General features: G+C 60.1%; 13 protein-coding genes. 9 read left to right on the top strand and 4 right to left on the bottom strand.

Annotated elements, in window-relative coordinates; genetic code table 11:
* The 3 genes from repA to repC all read left to right on the top strand — a co-directional run bounded on the left by repA (nucleotide 1) and on the right by repC (nucleotide 3,655).
* Nucleotides 1-1,194, top strand: a complete 1,194-nt coding sequence (repA, locus tag J2J98_RS20960) for a plasmid partitioning protein RepA (protein WP_064709541.1) — start codon at nucleotides 1-3, stop codon at nucleotides 1,192-1,194.
* A gap of 1 nt (nucleotide 1,195) precedes the next feature.
* Nucleotides 1,196-2,197 carry a plasmid partitioning protein RepB gene (repB, locus tag J2J98_RS20965; protein ID WP_207603344.1) on the top strand — a complete coding sequence of 334 codons (1,002 nt, stop codon included), beginning with the start codon at nucleotides 1,196-1,198 and terminating at the stop codon, nucleotides 2,195-2,197.
* A 153-nt stretch (nucleotides 2,198-2,350) separates the two neighbouring features.
* Nucleotides 2,351-3,655, top strand: coding sequence for a plasmid replication protein RepC (gene repC / locus J2J98_RS20970; RefSeq protein ID WP_207603345.1), 1,305 nt, complete (start codon nucleotides 2,351-2,353; stop codon nucleotides 3,653-3,655).
* Nucleotides 3,656-3,772: 117 nt separating this feature from the next.
* Here repC and J2J98_RS20975 read toward each other — a convergent pair whose 3' ends face one another.
* Nucleotides 3,773-4,786, bottom strand: coding sequence for a substrate-binding domain-containing protein (locus J2J98_RS20975; protein WP_064709538.1), 1,014 nt, complete (start codon nucleotides 4,784-4,786; stop codon nucleotides 3,773-3,775).
* A gap of 268 nt (nucleotides 4,787-5,054) precedes the next feature.
* Here J2J98_RS20975 and J2J98_RS20980 point away from each other — a divergent pair, with 268 nt between their 5' ends.
* The 6 genes from J2J98_RS20980 (at nucleotide 5,055) to J2J98_RS21005 (ending at nucleotide 11,152) form a co-directional block, all read left to right on the top strand.
* On the top strand, nucleotides 5,055-6,317 hold the full coding sequence (locus J2J98_RS20980; RefSeq protein ID WP_138396605.1) for an ABC transporter substrate-binding protein: 1,263 nt from the start codon (nucleotides 5,055-5,057) through the stop codon (nucleotides 6,315-6,317).
* Nucleotides 6,318-6,387: 70 nt separating this feature from the next.
* Nucleotides 6,388-7,374 (top strand): carbohydrate ABC transporter permease, encoded by a 987-nt coding sequence (locus J2J98_RS20985; RefSeq protein WP_138396604.1) that lies wholly within the window; start codon nucleotides 6,388-6,390, stop codon nucleotides 7,372-7,374.
* Nucleotides 7,374-8,204: a carbohydrate ABC transporter permease gene (locus tag J2J98_RS20990; RefSeq protein WP_207603346.1), complete on the top strand. Its 831-nt coding sequence runs from the start codon at nucleotides 7,374-7,376 to the stop codon at nucleotides 8,202-8,204. The genes J2J98_RS20985 and J2J98_RS20990 overlap by 1 nt, the downstream gene beginning before the upstream one ends.
* An 11-nt stretch (nucleotides 8,205-8,215) precedes the next feature.
* On the top strand, nucleotides 8,216-9,241 hold the full coding sequence (locus J2J98_RS20995; RefSeq protein WP_138396602.1) for an ABC transporter ATP-binding protein: 1,026 nt from the start codon (nucleotides 8,216-8,218) through the stop codon (nucleotides 9,239-9,241).
* A 61-nt stretch (nucleotides 9,242-9,302) separates the two neighbouring features.
* Complete coding sequence (locus J2J98_RS21000; protein WP_207603347.1) at nucleotides 9,303-10,088, top strand: ThuA domain-containing protein; 786 nt, start codon at nucleotides 9,303-9,305, stop codon at nucleotides 10,086-10,088.
* Nucleotides 10,089-10,114: 26 nt separating this feature from the next.
* A complete protein-coding gene (locus J2J98_RS21005) occupies nucleotides 10,115-11,152 on the top strand; it encodes a Gfo/Idh/MocA family protein (RefSeq protein ID WP_064709532.1) in 1,038 nt (345 codons plus the stop codon).
* Nucleotides 11,153-11,180: 28 nt separating this feature from the next.
* On the opposite strand, the gene J2J98_RS21010 is transcribed toward J2J98_RS21005, so the two are convergent.
* The 3 genes from J2J98_RS21010 to J2J98_RS21020 form a co-directional block, all read right to left on the bottom strand.
* The gene (locus J2J98_RS21010) at nucleotides 11,181-11,573 is read right to left on the bottom strand and encodes a DUF4112 domain-containing protein (protein WP_138396907.1); all 393 of its coding nucleotides are present in this window, start codon (nucleotides 11,571-11,573) and stop codon (nucleotides 11,181-11,183) included.
* Nucleotides 11,574-11,731: 158 nt separating this feature from the next.
* A complete protein-coding gene (locus tag J2J98_RS21015; RefSeq protein WP_207603348.1) occupies nucleotides 11,732-12,805 on the bottom strand; it encodes an alcohol dehydrogenase family protein in 1,074 nt (357 codons plus the stop codon).
* 13 nt (nucleotides 12,806-12,818) lie between these two features.
* Nucleotides 12,819-14,198, bottom strand: coding sequence for an aspartate aminotransferase family protein (locus J2J98_RS21020; protein ID WP_064709529.1), 1,380 nt, complete (start codon nucleotides 14,196-14,198; stop codon nucleotides 12,819-12,821).
* Nucleotides 14,199-14,200: the final 2 nt, after the last annotated feature.

Below are 14,200 nucleotides of genomic sequence, written 5' to 3' on the forward strand. Positions count from 1 at the left end.
ATGCAGCCGAGTCTTGCTCTCCAAGACGATCAAGAGCATCTCCCGTCGCTTCTGGCAACAGATGCGAAGGAGTTGTCCTATCAACTCCAGCAGCATCAGGCAAAAATCTTTCCCCCGCTTTCCCAGAAGACGATCAGGACCTTCTCGCCTGCGGAAGCCGCAGCTTTCATCGGCATCGGCGAAGGCTATCTCAGGCAGGTGGCGGCAGACGGCCATGGCCCGGATCCGCTGGCAAATGGACGCCGACTCTATAGTGCAACCGACATGGACCGGATCCGCCGCGTCCTCGACGAGCGTAATGGCACGCCGAAATATGTGCCGGCCCGCAGGCCGGGCGAGAAGCTGCAGATCGTCTCCGTGATGAATTTCAAGGGCGGCTCGGGCAAGACCACGACCGCGGCCCATCTCGCGCAATTCATGGCGCTCCGGGGCTATCGTGTGCTCGCCGTCGACCTCGACCCCCAGGCGTCCTTGTCCGCGCTGTTCGGCCACCAGCCGGAGTTCGACGTCGGTGAAGGCGAAACGATCTATGGCGCGATCCGCTATGACGATCCGCGCCCCATAGCCGACATCGTGCGCGCCACCTACACGCCGAACCTGCATCTCATTCCCGGAAATCTCGAGCTGATGGAATTCGAGCACGAGACTCCGAAGGCGATGGCTTCGGGCACGGCGGAGACGATGTTCTTCGCCCGTATCGGCGAGGTCTTGACCGACATCGAAAGCCTCTATGACGTAGTGGTCATCGACTGCCCGCCGCAGCTTGGCTTCCTTACGATGTCGGCGCTCTGCGCGGCGACTTCGGTCCTAATCACGGTTCATCCGCAGATGCTAGATGTCATGTCGATGTCGCAGTTCCTGACCATGACAAGCGAATTGATGACGGTTGTGGAGAAGGCCGGGGGGCGCACCAGCTACGACTGGATGCGCTATCTTGTAACGCGGTTCGAACCGAACGACGGCCCGCAAAGTCAGATGACCGGCTTCATGCGGGCGATCTTCGGCAATCGCATGCTGCACAACGCGATGGTGAAGTCGACGGCGGTCGCCGACGCCGGCGTGACCAAGCAGACACTCTACGAAGTCGAGCGGTCGCAGTTCACACGTGGAACCTATGATCGGGCGCTTGAGTCGCTGAACCTCGTCAATGGTGAGATCGAAGCGCATATTCGCTCCACTTGGGGAAGGAGATAAGATGGCGCGCAAGAACCTCATCGAAGTTTCCGCACCGAGCCCGGCACGGGTGGAAGCGGTCGCGCCGCGCGACACTCGTCCGATTGCCGGCTTCGTGCCGCAGGAGCGCAGCGGCGGACCGGTTGGCGGCATCACCAAGACGCTCGGCAACATCACTGAAAAGATGGAACGCGCCAGCGAACTGGAACGGCAGCTTGCTGCTGGCCAGATGATCGTCGAGCTCGATCCCGGACTGATCGACGCTTCCTTCGTCAGCGATCGCCTGGCGATCGACGCGGCTGAACTCGCCGAGCTGGTCGAGCAGATCCGCGAGCATGGGCAGCAAGTCCCGATCCTCGTGCGTCCGCATCCGGAAGCCAAAGGCCGCTATCAGGTCGCCTATGGCCATCGCCGCCTGGCGGCGACGAGAGAGATCGGCGTCAAGGTGCGCGCGGTCGTCCGCGATCTGACTGACGGCCAGCTTGTCGTCAGCCAGGGGCAGGAAAACAGCGCCCGGACCAATCTCTCCTATATCGAGCGCGCGCTCTTTGCGTCGCGGCTCGAGGAACGCGGCTTCGGCCGCGACGTCATCATGGCGGCGCTAAGCGTCGACAAGGCGGCGCTGTCGAGGATGCTGATCGTCATACGGCAGGTTCCCTTGACGCTCATCAACGCCATCGGCGCGGCACCTGAGATCGGCAGGCGGCGATGGCTGGAATTTGGCGAGCAGCTGGAAAATGCGGATGTCGACAAGATCATTGCGGAGTTGTCCGCGGACGACACGCGCAAAATTTCGAGCGATGAGCGGTTTCACCGGGCGTTTGTCCTGGCAACGAAGAAGGCCGCGGCACAGAAGCCGACAATCGTCAAATCCGAGGTCGACGGCGTGCCGGTGACAGTCAAGAAAACGGCCTCTGGTGCCACCTTCGTCTTCGACAGCAAGAGCGCACCCGGCTTCGATCAATTCGTCCAGGAACGGCTGCAGGGGCTGTTTCAGGAGTTCAACAAGCACAGAGGAGCGTAGCGCGCAAAAGAAAAAGGCCCCCAACGACGCCGTCGTGGAAGCCCTTCTCAGATCCTAAGCACATCGAGAATCGCATTTCCACGAATCACAGTCAAGCGTCTTAGGCACCAAATTGGTGGATGGTTTTCTTTTGCCTGAACGAAGGTGAAGGCAATGGAGAGTGGATATGTGACGACGCCCTTTGGGCGGCGGCCGATGACGCTCGGCATGCTGGCGAACCAGCAACGGGCCGAGACAATCGAGCCGGGGATGAGACGCAGCAAGTGGAAATTGTTCAGGGCAATTTGCGAGGCGCGGCCGGCACTCGGCGTGACCGATCGAGCGCTGACGGTGCTCGATGCGCTTCTGACCTTCTACCCCAATGACGAAATTTCCGAGGAAAACGGCCTCATCGTCTTTCCCTCGAACGCGCAGCTTTCGCTTCGCGCGCGCGGAATGACGCCGGCGACGCTTAGGCGGCATCTTGCCGCGCTGGTCGAGGCCGGCTTGATCCTGCGCAAGGACAGCCCGAACGGAAAGCGCTATGCGCGCCGCGACAGGGAAGGAGCGATTGGCGAGGCCTTCGGCTTCAGCGTCGCTCCGCTGCTCGCACGTGCGGTTGAAATCGAAAGCCTGGCAGCCCAAGCCGTCGCCGACCGAGAGTTGCTGAGGGCGACCAGGGAGCGCCTGACGATCTGTCGGCGGGATATCTCCAAGCTGATTTCGGCAGCCATCGACGAAGCGGTTCCCGGCGACTGGGAGCAGATGACGATGATGTTTCGCGCACTTGTCGCCAGGATTCCACGTGTGGCAAGCGTCGAGGAGCTGACGGCACTGCTCGATGAGATGGGGTTGTTGCGCGACGAAGCTGTCAACCTGCTGGAAAGACATATTAAAACAGAAAAAATCGACGGCAATGAGTCTCAAATTGAGCGTCACAAACAGAATTCAAATCCCGACTCCACATCTGAACTTGAACCGAGCTTCGAAACGAAGCAGGGCGAAAAGGCAGTGCTCGACAAAGATCCGAATGCCGGGCCGCTTGGCGAGGCAAGACGTGAGCAGGCGAGGACGTCTACAGGAATGGGCAGCAAGGCTGCGGGCAGGACCGCTTCGCCGGCCGGCAATAGCCTGAAATCTTTCCCGCTCGGCCTCGTCCTCCAGGCTTGCCCTGGAATCGTAGACTATGGGCCGGGCGGAACGATCGGCAGCTGGCGAGACCTGATGTCGGCCGCCGTCATTGTGCGCTCGATGCTCGGCATCAGTCCTTCGGCCTACGAGGAAGCTTGTGTGGGCATGGGACCGGAGAACGCTGCGACAGTCATCGCCTGCATCCTGGAAAGGGGAGGGCATATCAATTCGCCCGGTGGTTATCTCCGCGATTTGACTCGCAGGACCGAAAAGGGCGAGTTCGCGATCGGCCCGATGCTGATGGCGCTTGTGCGGGCCAATGGTGGGCCAAGACGCTATGCCGGCTGATGGGTCGACGGCAGTGGTGTGGCTGCAGCATCCGGAAATGTTGTTCCAACTGGCGGCTTGGCGAATGGCTTCGGCTCAGGAAGTGGTCGCTACGACAGGCGTCAATGGGCTACTTGGTCAGCGCGGCGCTGTGGTGCTTTCCCGCAGGATCAGCTCGACCGGCCACAATTCGTGGATCTCGTCTGCGGCCCGCCCAGCGATAAGCTGGAGCGTTAGCTCAGCGCAGCGCGTTCCCGCCGCACGCATGGAGGATCGCGTGGTCGAGAGCGACGGCACCATGTTTTCGGCCGTCAGATAAGGGAAGACGTCGTCGTGGGCGATAACGGAAACGTCCTGTCCCACCGTCATCCCAAGCGAACGAACGGCGCGGTAGACACCAAGCGCTGTCATGGTGGAACCGGCAACGATGGCGGTTGGTGCATTCGTACTCTCGAGAAAAGAGCGGGCATGGCGAAAGCCGCTCTCGTCGGAGAATTTATCGCAGACCATCAGGTTGGGATCGGCGGTGAGCCCACGCTCCTGATGGGCTATGCGAAATCCCTGCTCGCGATGGATCGAATAGGTCTTGCCCCTCAGGCCATTGATCATGGCAACGCGGCGGTGCCCGAGATCGAGCAGGTGTTCGGTGGCTCGGCGCACGGCACCTTCATTGTCGATGTCGAGCCAGGCATGAACGTGCTCGGTCTCGGAGCGGCCGTGGACCAGGAAAGGCACGCCGAGGCTGTTCAGCATCTCGATCCGTGGGTCCCTGGGGCGTGGCGAATGAATGATCACTGCATCCACCCGGCGGCTTTCGACCAGGCGTCGATAGGCCTGGATCTCGTCGTCATCATTGTGTGCGGTAATAGGTGTGATGAGAATATCCGTATCGGCCGTTTCCAGGCGCTGCGCCATCCCAGACACGAATTCAGCGAAATGAATTTCTCCCGAACGTCCCATCATAACGCCTATCGCTCCGGCTCGTCCGGTCTTTAGGCGCACGGCATTGATATCGGGACGATAGCCGAGCCGCATTGCTTCGCTAGCAACCCGTGCGCGCGTGGCTTCGCTCACCTCCGGATAGCCGCTGAGTGCACGGCTGACCGTTGTCGGAGAAAGCCCTAGCTGCTTTGCAAATTCACGAAGTTTCATCGGTGTCTTCTTTGTCCGGGAAATCAATGGACGATGCGTTGGCGATACGCAACGGGCAAGTGCCAATTCGATGCAAATTGAAAACGATTTAAATTTTTTACTTTTAAATTTGAGCTACAGAGCTGAAAATCACGCCTTAAGCGTGGTCCCAGGATCAATTCCCGTCATTCACCTGCAACTCTAAAGAGCTGATTTGGTGTCTTGACGCCGCAAATGGCTTCTGTAATGGTCCGTTTGCCAAATCGATTTCAATTTCTGGGAGGAGATTATGAATAAGTTTGCTCTGGCTATATCCGCGCTTGGCGTCGCTATCGCTGCCGGCCAGGTCCATGCCGCTGAAATTTCGTTTGCCGCCAATACCACGGGGAAAAACGTCGAATTCCTGAACAAGCAGCTCGCAATTTTTGAGAAGAACACCGGCAATCAGGTCAAGCTCGTCACCATGCCATCGTCAAGCAGCGAGCAGTTCTCCCAATATCGCTTATGGCTTGCGGCCGGAAACAAGGACATCGACGTCTATCAGACCGACGTCATCTGGGCGCCACAGCTCGCCGACCAGTTCATCGATCTCAAGGAGTCCACCAAGGACGTGGTCGACCAGTTTTTCCCGTCCATCATAGCCTCGCAGACTGTCGGTGGCCGCCTCGTGGCGCTGCCGTTGTTTACCGATGCGCCGGCGCTGTTTTACCGAAAGGACCTGCTTGAGAAATATGGCAAGCAGCCGCCGAAGACCTGGGACGAGATGGCCGCAACCGCCAAGGAGATCCAGGATAAGGAACGGCAGACCGGACAGAAGGATGTCTGGGGCTACGTCTTCCAGGGCAATTCCTACGAAGGGCTTACCTGCAACGCGCTGGAATGGGTGAAGTCGTCGGGCGGCGGCCAGATCGTCGAGCCCGACGGAATGATCTCGATCAACAACGAGAAGGCAGCGGCAGCGCTTGAACGCGCCAAGGGATGGATCGGCACGATCTCGCCGCCCGGCGTGCTCGCCTATCAGGAAGAAGAATCGCGTGGTGTCTGGCAGACCGGCAACGCTGTCTTCATGCGCAACTGGCCCTATGCCTATTCCCTCGGCAATGGCGCCGACAGCGCCGTGAAGGGCAGGTTCGACGTGATGACGCTGCCGGTTGCGGCCGCCGGCGACAAGCCGTCCTCGACGCTCGGCGGCTGGAACCTGGCGGTTTCGAAATATTCCGAAAAGCAGGAAGCAGCGATCGCCCTCGTAAAATTCCTGACGTCGAAGGACGTTCAAAAGGCCCGTGCCATTGAGCTGTCCAATCTGCCGACACTGACCGACCTTTATGACGACAAGGATGTTGCAGCCGCACAACCCTTCATGCCGAACTGGAAGCCCATCTTCCAGGACGCGGTGCCGCGTCCTTCGGCGACAGCCAAGGTAAAGTACAACGAAGTTTCCTCGAAGTTCTGGACGGCAGTGCATAACACACTGTCCGGCAGCGGCTCAGCCGCCGAAAACCTCGAGCTTCTCGAAGCCGACCTGACGACCCTCAAGGGCGACGCCTGGTGAGTATCGGGACCGGCGGCCCTTCAGGTCGTCGGTCCAGTCTCCGCGCGGCTGAACAGGGGATAGGCTTTTCATGACTGAAATCGTAGTTCCACAAGCAGTTGAACCCAGGGTTTCCAACCTCAGAGCCTCTACGGAACTGCGATCTGAGCGCATCCGATCGGCCTGGGTGTTCCTCGCGCCGACACTGTTGATCCTGGCAATCGTCGCCGGCTGGCCGCTCTTCAGAACGATTTATTTCAGCTTTACCAATGCGTCACTCAACGACCTTGGCAATGCGCAATTCGTCGGCTTCGCCAATTATCTGTCGTGGGTGACACTGAAGAGCGGAAAGACCGTCTATCGCGGGCTGCTCGCCGACCCAGTCTGGTGGAATGCCGTCTGGAACACGGCTAAATTCACTCTCCTTTCGGTCGCGATCGAAACCATGCTCGGCTTGATCGTCGCGCTGGTGCTGAACGCGCAGTTCGTCGGGCGGGGAATCGTTCGGGCCGCAATCCTTATCCCTTGGGCGATCCCGACCATCGTATCGGCCAAGATGTGGGCCTGGATGCTCAACGACCAGTTCGGCATTCTCAACGATGTTCTGCTCGGCTTGGGCCTGATCAGCGAGAAGATCGCCTGGACCGCCAATCCGGAAACGGCGATGATCGCCGTGCTGATCGTTGACGTCTGGAAAACGACACCCTTCATGGCGCTTCTGATCCTTGCCGGGCTGCAGATGGTTCCGGGAGACATCTACGAAGCGGCCAAAATTGATGGCGTCAATCCGATCAAGGTCTTCTGGCGTCTGACGCTGCCGCTGATCCGGCCTGCCATCATGGTTGCCGTGATCTTCCGGATGCTGGATGCGATGCGCATCTTCGACCTGATCTATGTACTGACGCCCAACAATGCGCAGACGAAGACCATGTCGGTCATGGCGCGCGAGAACCTGTTCGACTTCGACAAGTTCGCCTATGGCGCTACCGCGTCGACGGTGCTTTTCCTCATCATCGCTTCCGTCACCATCCTTTATATCTGGCTCGGCCGCGTCAGGCTCGGCGGGGAGGAACGCTGATGCTGCTTTCGCTCACCAAGAATACGCTCTTCTACCTGCTCGTCACGATCATCGTCATCATTGCGGTATTTCCGTTCTATTACGCGATCCTCACGAGCCTGAAGACTGGGACGGCCCTTTTCAAAGTCGATTACTGGCCGACCTCGATCTTTTTCCGCAACTATGCTTCCGTGATGGGCCAGGGCGGCTTCGTCCGCAGTCTTGCGAATTCCGCGATGATCGCCTGCGTCGTGGTCTCAGCTTCGCTGTTGCTTTCGATTACCGCTTCGTTCGCTTTGGCCCGGGTGCACTTCCGCGGACGGGCGTTGTTGATGCTGACCATCCTCTCGGTCTCGATGTTTCCCCAGATTGCCGTGCTTGCGGGACTGTTCGAACTCATTCGCTGGATCGGCATCTTCAACACGCCCTTCGCGCTGATCTTTTCCTACATGATCTTCACGCTGCCGTTCACGGTCTGGGTGTTGACGACCTTCATGCGGGAGTTGCCGATCGAAATCGAGGAGGCGGCGATCGTCGATGGTGCATCGCCATGGGTAATTGTCACCCAGGTGTTCATGCCGTTGATGTGGCCGGCGCTGGTGACGACCGGACTGCTCGCCTTCATCACAGCCTGGAACGAGTTTCTTTTTGCGCTGACGTTCACATCCTCCGATACGCAGCGAACTGTCCCGGTCGCCATCGCCCTGCTTTCGGGCAACAGCGAATTCGAAATCCCCTGGGGCAACATCATGGCGGCTTCGGTGATCGTCACCGTGCCGGTTGTCGTGCTTGTTTTGATATTCCAGCGCCGGATCATCTCGGGGCTGACCGCCGGCGGCGTGAAGGGTTGAAGGAGTAGGACATGGCAGAAATCCGATTGGAAAATATCCGCAAGAGCTTCGGCGCCTTCGAGGTGATCAAGGGCGTAACGATGGACATCCGCCGAGGCGAGTTCATGGTGTTCGTCGGGCCTTCGGGATGCGGCAAGTCCACGCTGCTGCGGCTGATCTCCGGCCTCGAGGACATTAGCTCGGGAACCCTTTCCTTCGACAACGAGACCGTGAACCGGCACGCGCCCTCTAAGCGAGGGATCGCCATGGTGTTCCAGTCCTACGCGCTCTACCCGCATATGACGGTGTTCGACAACATGGCTTTCGGCATGAAACTTTCCGGGAGCAACAGAGACGAATGCCGCCAACGCGTCGAACAGGCCGCCGGCATGCTGCAGCTCTCATCCTACCTGGACCGCCTGCCGCGACAGCTTTCCGGCGGACAGCGTCAGCGCGTCGCCATCGGCCGGGCGATCGTACGCGATCCCAAGGTCTTTCTTTTCGACGAGCCGCTGTCCAATCTCGATGCGGCGCTTCGCGTCGCGACGCGGCTTGAGATCGCCAAGCTTCATCGCAGCATGCACGGCACGACGATGATCTATGTGACGCATGATCAGGTCGAGGCAATGACGCTGGCCGACCGGATCTGCGTGTTGAGGGACGGCGTCGTCGAACAGATCGGCACCCCGCTGGAGCTTTACGAAAGCCCGAATTCGGTCTTCGTCGCCGGCTTCATCGGTTCGCCAAAAATGAACTTTCTGTCTGGCGGGCTGGCACAGCCCTATGACAGCCATACGATCGGTGTACGTGCGGAGCATGTTTGCATCACAGCCGAGTCGCCGGTTTGGAGCGGCACGGTCATCCATTCGGAAATCCTCGGCTCCGATAGCTTCGTTTACTTGGATATCGGGGCCGATGAGCCGCTTGTCGTGCGGGAAGCCGGTGTCTCCCGTCATGAGCCGGGCCAGACACTTGGCCTGGCGCCACTTGCCGGCCACATCCACCGTTTCGACCGGTCCGGCCGGGCGCTCGAACGTGAATCCATGCGGGCTGCTTGATCTTCCAAGCATCGATGTCTTTCCCAGGCTCGATCCGCTTCTAATATAAGGAGAAAACGACATGACCATACGCACCGTTGTGTGGGGAGAGAATATTCACGAGAATACCAATGCGATCGTCCGGGGCATCTATCCCGAGGGCATGCATACGACGATCGCGAATGCGCTGAATAAGGATCCCGGCATCTCGGCGACGACGGCGACGCTGCAGGAGCCGGAACACGGGCTGAGCGAGGCCCGTCTTGCGCAAACCGATGTGCTGACCTGGTGGGGCCACAAGGATCACGGCGCGGTCTCCGATGCCGTCGTCGAGCGCGTCGCCAAGCGCGTCTGGGAAGGCATGGGCCTTCTCGTGCTGCATTCCGGCCATTTCTCCAAGATCTTCAAGCGGCTGATGGGCACGCCCTGTGCGCTGAAATGGCGTGAGGCGGGCGAGCGCGAGCGGCTGTGGACGATCAACCCGCGCCATCCGATCGCCGCCGGCATCGGCGAGCATTTCGAGCTCGAGAACGAGGAAATGTATGGCGAGCAGTTCTCAGTGCCGGAGCCGCTCGAAACGGTGTTCATCTCCTGGTTCCAGGGCGGGGAGGTGTTCCGCTCGGGCCTGACCTGGCGCCGCGGCGCCGGCAACATCTTCTATTTCCGTCCCGGCCACGAGACCTATCCGACCTATCACGACGCCACCATCCAGAAGGTGCTGATCAATGGCGTCAAGTGGGCCTATAACCCTGAGGGCGCGTTGACCGGCATTACCGACGCTCCAAATGTGCCGGTAGAAAAGGCACTGGAGCCGATCGCCGAACGCGGCCCGAGACTGCACCAGGCCGGCGAAGCCGGTTACCGCTGAATTCGACAAAGACCATGAGGACAGAAATGCGCTTGATCATTCTCGGAACCGGAGGATGGGCAAATACCCACGCCATGAATTTCTCGGAAATCGCCGGCGTCAAAATTGTCGCTGCCGTCGATACGGACGAGGTCCGGCTGCGGGCCTTCGCGCTCAGGCATGGTATCCCGCTCACTTTCACATCGCTCGATGACGCCCTTGCTTGGGGGGAGTTTGACGCTGTCACCAATGTCACGCCGGATCGCGCGCATTATTCCACAACAATGAAGATACTCGGCGCTGGCAAGCATGTGCTCTGCGAGAAGCCACTGGCGGTCAACTACCGCGAGGCCAAAGAGATGGCCGACGCCGCGGCGGCCTCCGGCAAGGTCACGATGGTAAACCTTACCTATCGTAATGTGGCGCCGCTGCAGGCAGCGCGAAGAATGGTACTGGACGGGCGTCTCGGCGCGATCCGCCACTTCGAAGCGTCCTATCTCCAAAGTTGGTTGGTGTCCAAGGCCTGGGGCGACTGGACCAAAGAGTCGCAATGGCTTTGGCGGCTGTCGACAAAGCATGGCTCCAATGGCGTGCTGGGCGATGTCGGTATTCACATTCTCGACTTCGCGGTCTTTGCGGCAGGAAGCGACGTCAAGGCGGCGGCATCGCATCTTAAGGTTTTCGACAAGAGCCCGGGGAATCGGATCGGGGAATATGACCTCGACGCAAATGACAGCTTCCTGATGATGGCCGAACTCGAAAATGGTGCGGCTGGCGTCATCCATGCAACGCGCTGGGCGACCGGCCATCTGAACGAACTGCGCCTGCGCTTGCATGGCGACAAGGGCGCACTGGAGGTGGTGCATACGCCTGAAGGTTCGACACTCAGGGTCTGTGAAGGCGCCGATGCCGACAAGGCGATCTGGCGCAAGATCGAGGTTGAGCCGGTCATCACCAATTTTGAGCGGTTTGCAAACGCCGTGCAAAAAGGGGAGCCGGATGAGCCGGGTTTCGGCCATGCCGCCAAGCTGCAATTTGTTCTTGATCACGCAGTCAAGACGGCGGGCGCCCTGACTGAGCTTTAGCCCGGTTATTGTTAGGGCGGCCGGCTCGTCAGATATGCCGGTTCAGCTCGTCCTCGCTGATGCCGAAATGCTCGAGGATGATGCCGACGTTCCGGCGGTGAGACTTGAAATAGACGTCGAACAGATCGCCGACCAGCGGAACCGTGCCGCAGGCGGCGTCGACGCCGAGATTGACCGCCATGCGGGCGAGCTTATGGGCGGGAAGGCCGAGACGCCTCGCTTCGTCGATGATGAAAAGGCCGATAAGGGAACCGGCAACGTCGCCGACGGCCGGGATGAGGCCGAGAACCGAGTCTGCGCCGATTCTTACGCCGAAAGGCAACCTGACCGCGGTATCCATAAGCCGAGCGACGGCGGCAGCGCGGCGAATTCTGACGAGTTCAGCAGAGGTGGGGTATCTCGTTGTATTGGAAACTGGCATCAGCGGCCTTGCTGCGCGACGGATCGCTGCGCCTCATTCATGACTGCAGGAAAGGCTCCCATCATCCGGCGCAACGAGGGCCTGAGACAATCGAAACGGTCTTTCATGGCCGTGAAACGCCGCAAGCCGAATAAGGTTCGCTGGCGGCGCGAGGGAAATCATCCCTCGTCGGGTACAACGACCAGTTTGCCTACGAAATTCTTCGCCATGAATTCGGTCTGTGCCCGGTGGAAATCCGACAGCGGATAAACGCCGCCGACGAGAGGTCGGATTTTGCGGCTCTCGATATAGCCGATGAGCCGGCGGAAATCGGCGCGGCTCCCCTGGCTCGATCCGTGCAGCTCGAGCTGCTTCAGATACATGGTCCGCAGATCCAGCTGGACGACGGGGCCGGCGATGGCCCCGGCCGTGGTATAGCGGCCTTCCGGACGCAGAACCTTCAGAAGATCGTTGAACAGCGGTCCGCCGACCAGATCGGCGACGACGTCGATCGGCTGGCCACGACCTGCGGAATGGACGGCTTCGACAAGATCGCCCTTGCCCCGGGTCACAACCGCTTCCGCGCCTACATCGATCATTGCCGCCTCCTTGCCGGGACCTGCGACCGCGATCGGGATGGCGCCGCGAGCGCGGGCGAGCTGGATGATCGCTGAACCGACGCCGCCCGAGGCGCCGGTGACGAGAACGCGCTCGCCGGCGACAAGCCTTGCCCGCTCCAGCATCCGTTCGCCTGTGAGATAGGCGCAGCAGAAGGTGGCGAGCTCGACCTCGCTCAGATCGGTCGCCACGACATGGGCATTCTCGGCCGGAAGAGCCATATATTCGGCGTAGCCCCCATCCCGCCCGTGGCCCATGTAATCGATGTCGGCAAGACTGTCGTCGTCGCGATTATAGATCGAGAAGTCGACCATGACGCGTTCGCCGATGCGTCCGGGCTCAACGCCCGCGCCGACGCCGACGATATGGCCGACGGTATCGGTGCCCTGGATGCGAGGGAATGTCAGCGTATTGCCTTGCCTGCGCCAGGTGGAGACAGCGGAAGGGTCGTCCTCTGTACCGTAGGCTCCTTCGCGCACCCAGACATCGGTATTGTTCATGCCGCAGGCCGTGACACGGATCAGCACCTCGCCCTGCGCTGGCTTCGGGACCGGGACGTCCCTGTCGTAGACGAGCTTTTCCAAGCCGCCATGGCCGGTGAGCAATACCGCCGCCATCTTTTCCGGGATCGTCATGCGGCTCTTCTCCTCAGATGGTTTTGAAAACACTTTTAATGGCGTCCGCTGCCGCCTTGACGACGACGTCTGCTTCTTCGCGGGTGAGGCAGAGCGGTGGAGCGAAGCCGAGAATATCGCCCTGCGGCATGGCGCGGCCGATGACGCCGCGGTCGAGAAGGGCGGAAGCGACCTGCGGACCGATTTTGCGGCCGGCATCGAAGAATTTTCGGTCGTCCCTGTCCTCGACGAATTCGATTGCCGCCATCAGCCCATCACCGCGGACTTCGCCGACGTTGCGATGGCTGCCAACCGCCTCTTGCAGTTGCGACCGGAAATAACTGCCGGTCTTGCCGGCATTTTCGACGATGCCGAGTTCGTCGATCAGTTCCAGATTGGCGATGCCCGCGGCGGCGCAGATCGGGTGGGCGGAATAGGTCCAGCCATGACCGATTGCGCCAAGCTGATCGGAGCCCTGCACCAGCACCTGCCACATCTTGGTCGAGACGATAGTGCCGGAAAGCGGAGCATAGGCTGAGGTGAGGCCTTTGGCGATGGTGATCAGGTCCGGCTTCATGCCGTAGTGATCCGAACCGAACATCGTGCCCAGACGGCCGAAGCCGGTGACGACCTCGTCGGCGAGAAGCAGGACGTCGTATTTGTCGAGCACTGCCTGGATTTTCTGCCAATAGCCTTTAGGGGGCGGAACGATGCCGCCGGTGCCGAGGATCGGTTCGCCAACGAAGGCGGCGATGGTATCTGGCCCCTCGGTTAGAATCATCTCCTCCAGTCTGTCGGCGCAATATTGCGAGAATTGCTCCTCACTCATCGACCGATCGGGCCGGCGGAAATAATAGGGCGCTTCGGTGTGGAGGATCGGGGCGCGCGGCAGATCGAAGGCATTGTGAAAAAGCGCAAGACCGGTGAGGCTGCCGGTCATGACGCCGGAGCCGTGATAACCGCGCCAGCGCGAGATGATCTTCTTCTTTTCCGGCCGGCCGAGAATGTTGTTGAAGTACCAGATCAGCTTGATGTTGGTCTCGTTGGCGTCCGAGCCGGAGAGGCCGAAATAGACGCGGCTCATGCCGGCGGGTGCGCGGTCGATAATCATTTTCGCAAGCGTAATCGACGCTTCCGTGCCGTGGCCGACATAGGCATGGTAATAGGCGAGGTTCTTCGCCTGTTCCGCAATAGCGTCAGCGATCTCCTGGCGGCCGTAGCCGACATTGACGCAATAAAGTCCGGCAAAGGCGTCGAGGCTTTTGCGGCCGCTCGTGTCTGTGATGTAGACGCCTTCGCCCCCGGCGACGACGCGCGTCGGTGTCTCACCGCGGGCGTGCGTGCCCATGTGGGTCGAGGGATGAAAAAAGTGGTCGCGGTCCCAGGCGGTGAGTTCGTTGCTTTTGTCGAGCATGT

This window comes from Rhizobium bangladeshense, assembly GCF_017357245.1.
Classification (GTDB): domain Bacteria; phylum Pseudomonadota; class Alphaproteobacteria; order Rhizobiales; family Rhizobiaceae; genus Rhizobium; species Rhizobium bangladeshense.

Excerpts from the sequence above, each read along its gene's own strand:
- J2J98_RS21000 (WP_207603347.1), top strand. The coding sequence starts at position 9,303 with ATGACCATACGCACCGTTGTGTGGGGAGAGAATATTCACGAGAATACC.
- repB (WP_207603344.1), top strand. The coding sequence starts at position 1,196 with ATGGCGCGCAAGAACCTCATCGAAGTTTCCGCACCGAGCCCGGCACGG.
- J2J98_RS21005 (WP_064709532.1), top strand. The coding sequence starts at position 10,115 with ATGCGCTTGATCATTCTCGGAACCGGAGGATGGGCAAATACCCACGCC.
- J2J98_RS20985 (WP_138396604.1), top strand. The coding sequence starts at position 6,388 with ATGACTGAAATCGTAGTTCCACAAGCAGTTGAACCCAGGGTTTCCAAC.
- J2J98_RS20990 (WP_207603346.1), top strand. The coding sequence starts at position 7,374 with ATGCTGCTTTCGCTCACCAAGAATACGCTCTTCTACCTGCTCGTCACG.
- J2J98_RS20995 (WP_138396602.1), top strand. The coding sequence starts at position 8,216 with ATGGCAGAAATCCGATTGGAAAATATCCGCAAGAGCTTCGGCGCCTTC.
- J2J98_RS21010 (WP_138396907.1), bottom strand. The coding sequence starts at position 11,573 with ATGCCAGTTTCCAATACAACGAGATACCCCACCTCTGCTGAACTCGTC.
- J2J98_RS20975 (WP_064709538.1), bottom strand. The coding sequence starts at position 4,786 with ATGAAACTTCGTGAATTTGCAAAGCAGCTAGGGCTTTCTCCGACAACG.
- J2J98_RS21020 (WP_064709529.1), bottom strand. The coding sequence starts at position 14,198 with ATGCTCGACAAAAGCAACGAACTCACCGCCTGGGACCGCGACCACTTT.
- J2J98_RS20980 (WP_138396605.1), top strand. The coding sequence starts at position 5,055 with ATGAATAAGTTTGCTCTGGCTATATCCGCGCTTGGCGTCGCTATCGCT.
- repA (WP_064709541.1), top strand. The coding sequence starts at position 1 with ATGCAGCCGAGTCTTGCTCTCCAAGACGATCAAGAGCATCTCCCGTCG.
- repC (WP_207603345.1), top strand. The coding sequence starts at position 2,351 with ATGGAGAGTGGATATGTGACGACGCCCTTTGGGCGGCGGCCGATGACG.
- J2J98_RS21015 (WP_207603348.1), bottom strand. The coding sequence starts at position 12,805 with ATGACGATCCCGGAAAAGATGGCGGCGGTATTGCTCACCGGCCATGGC.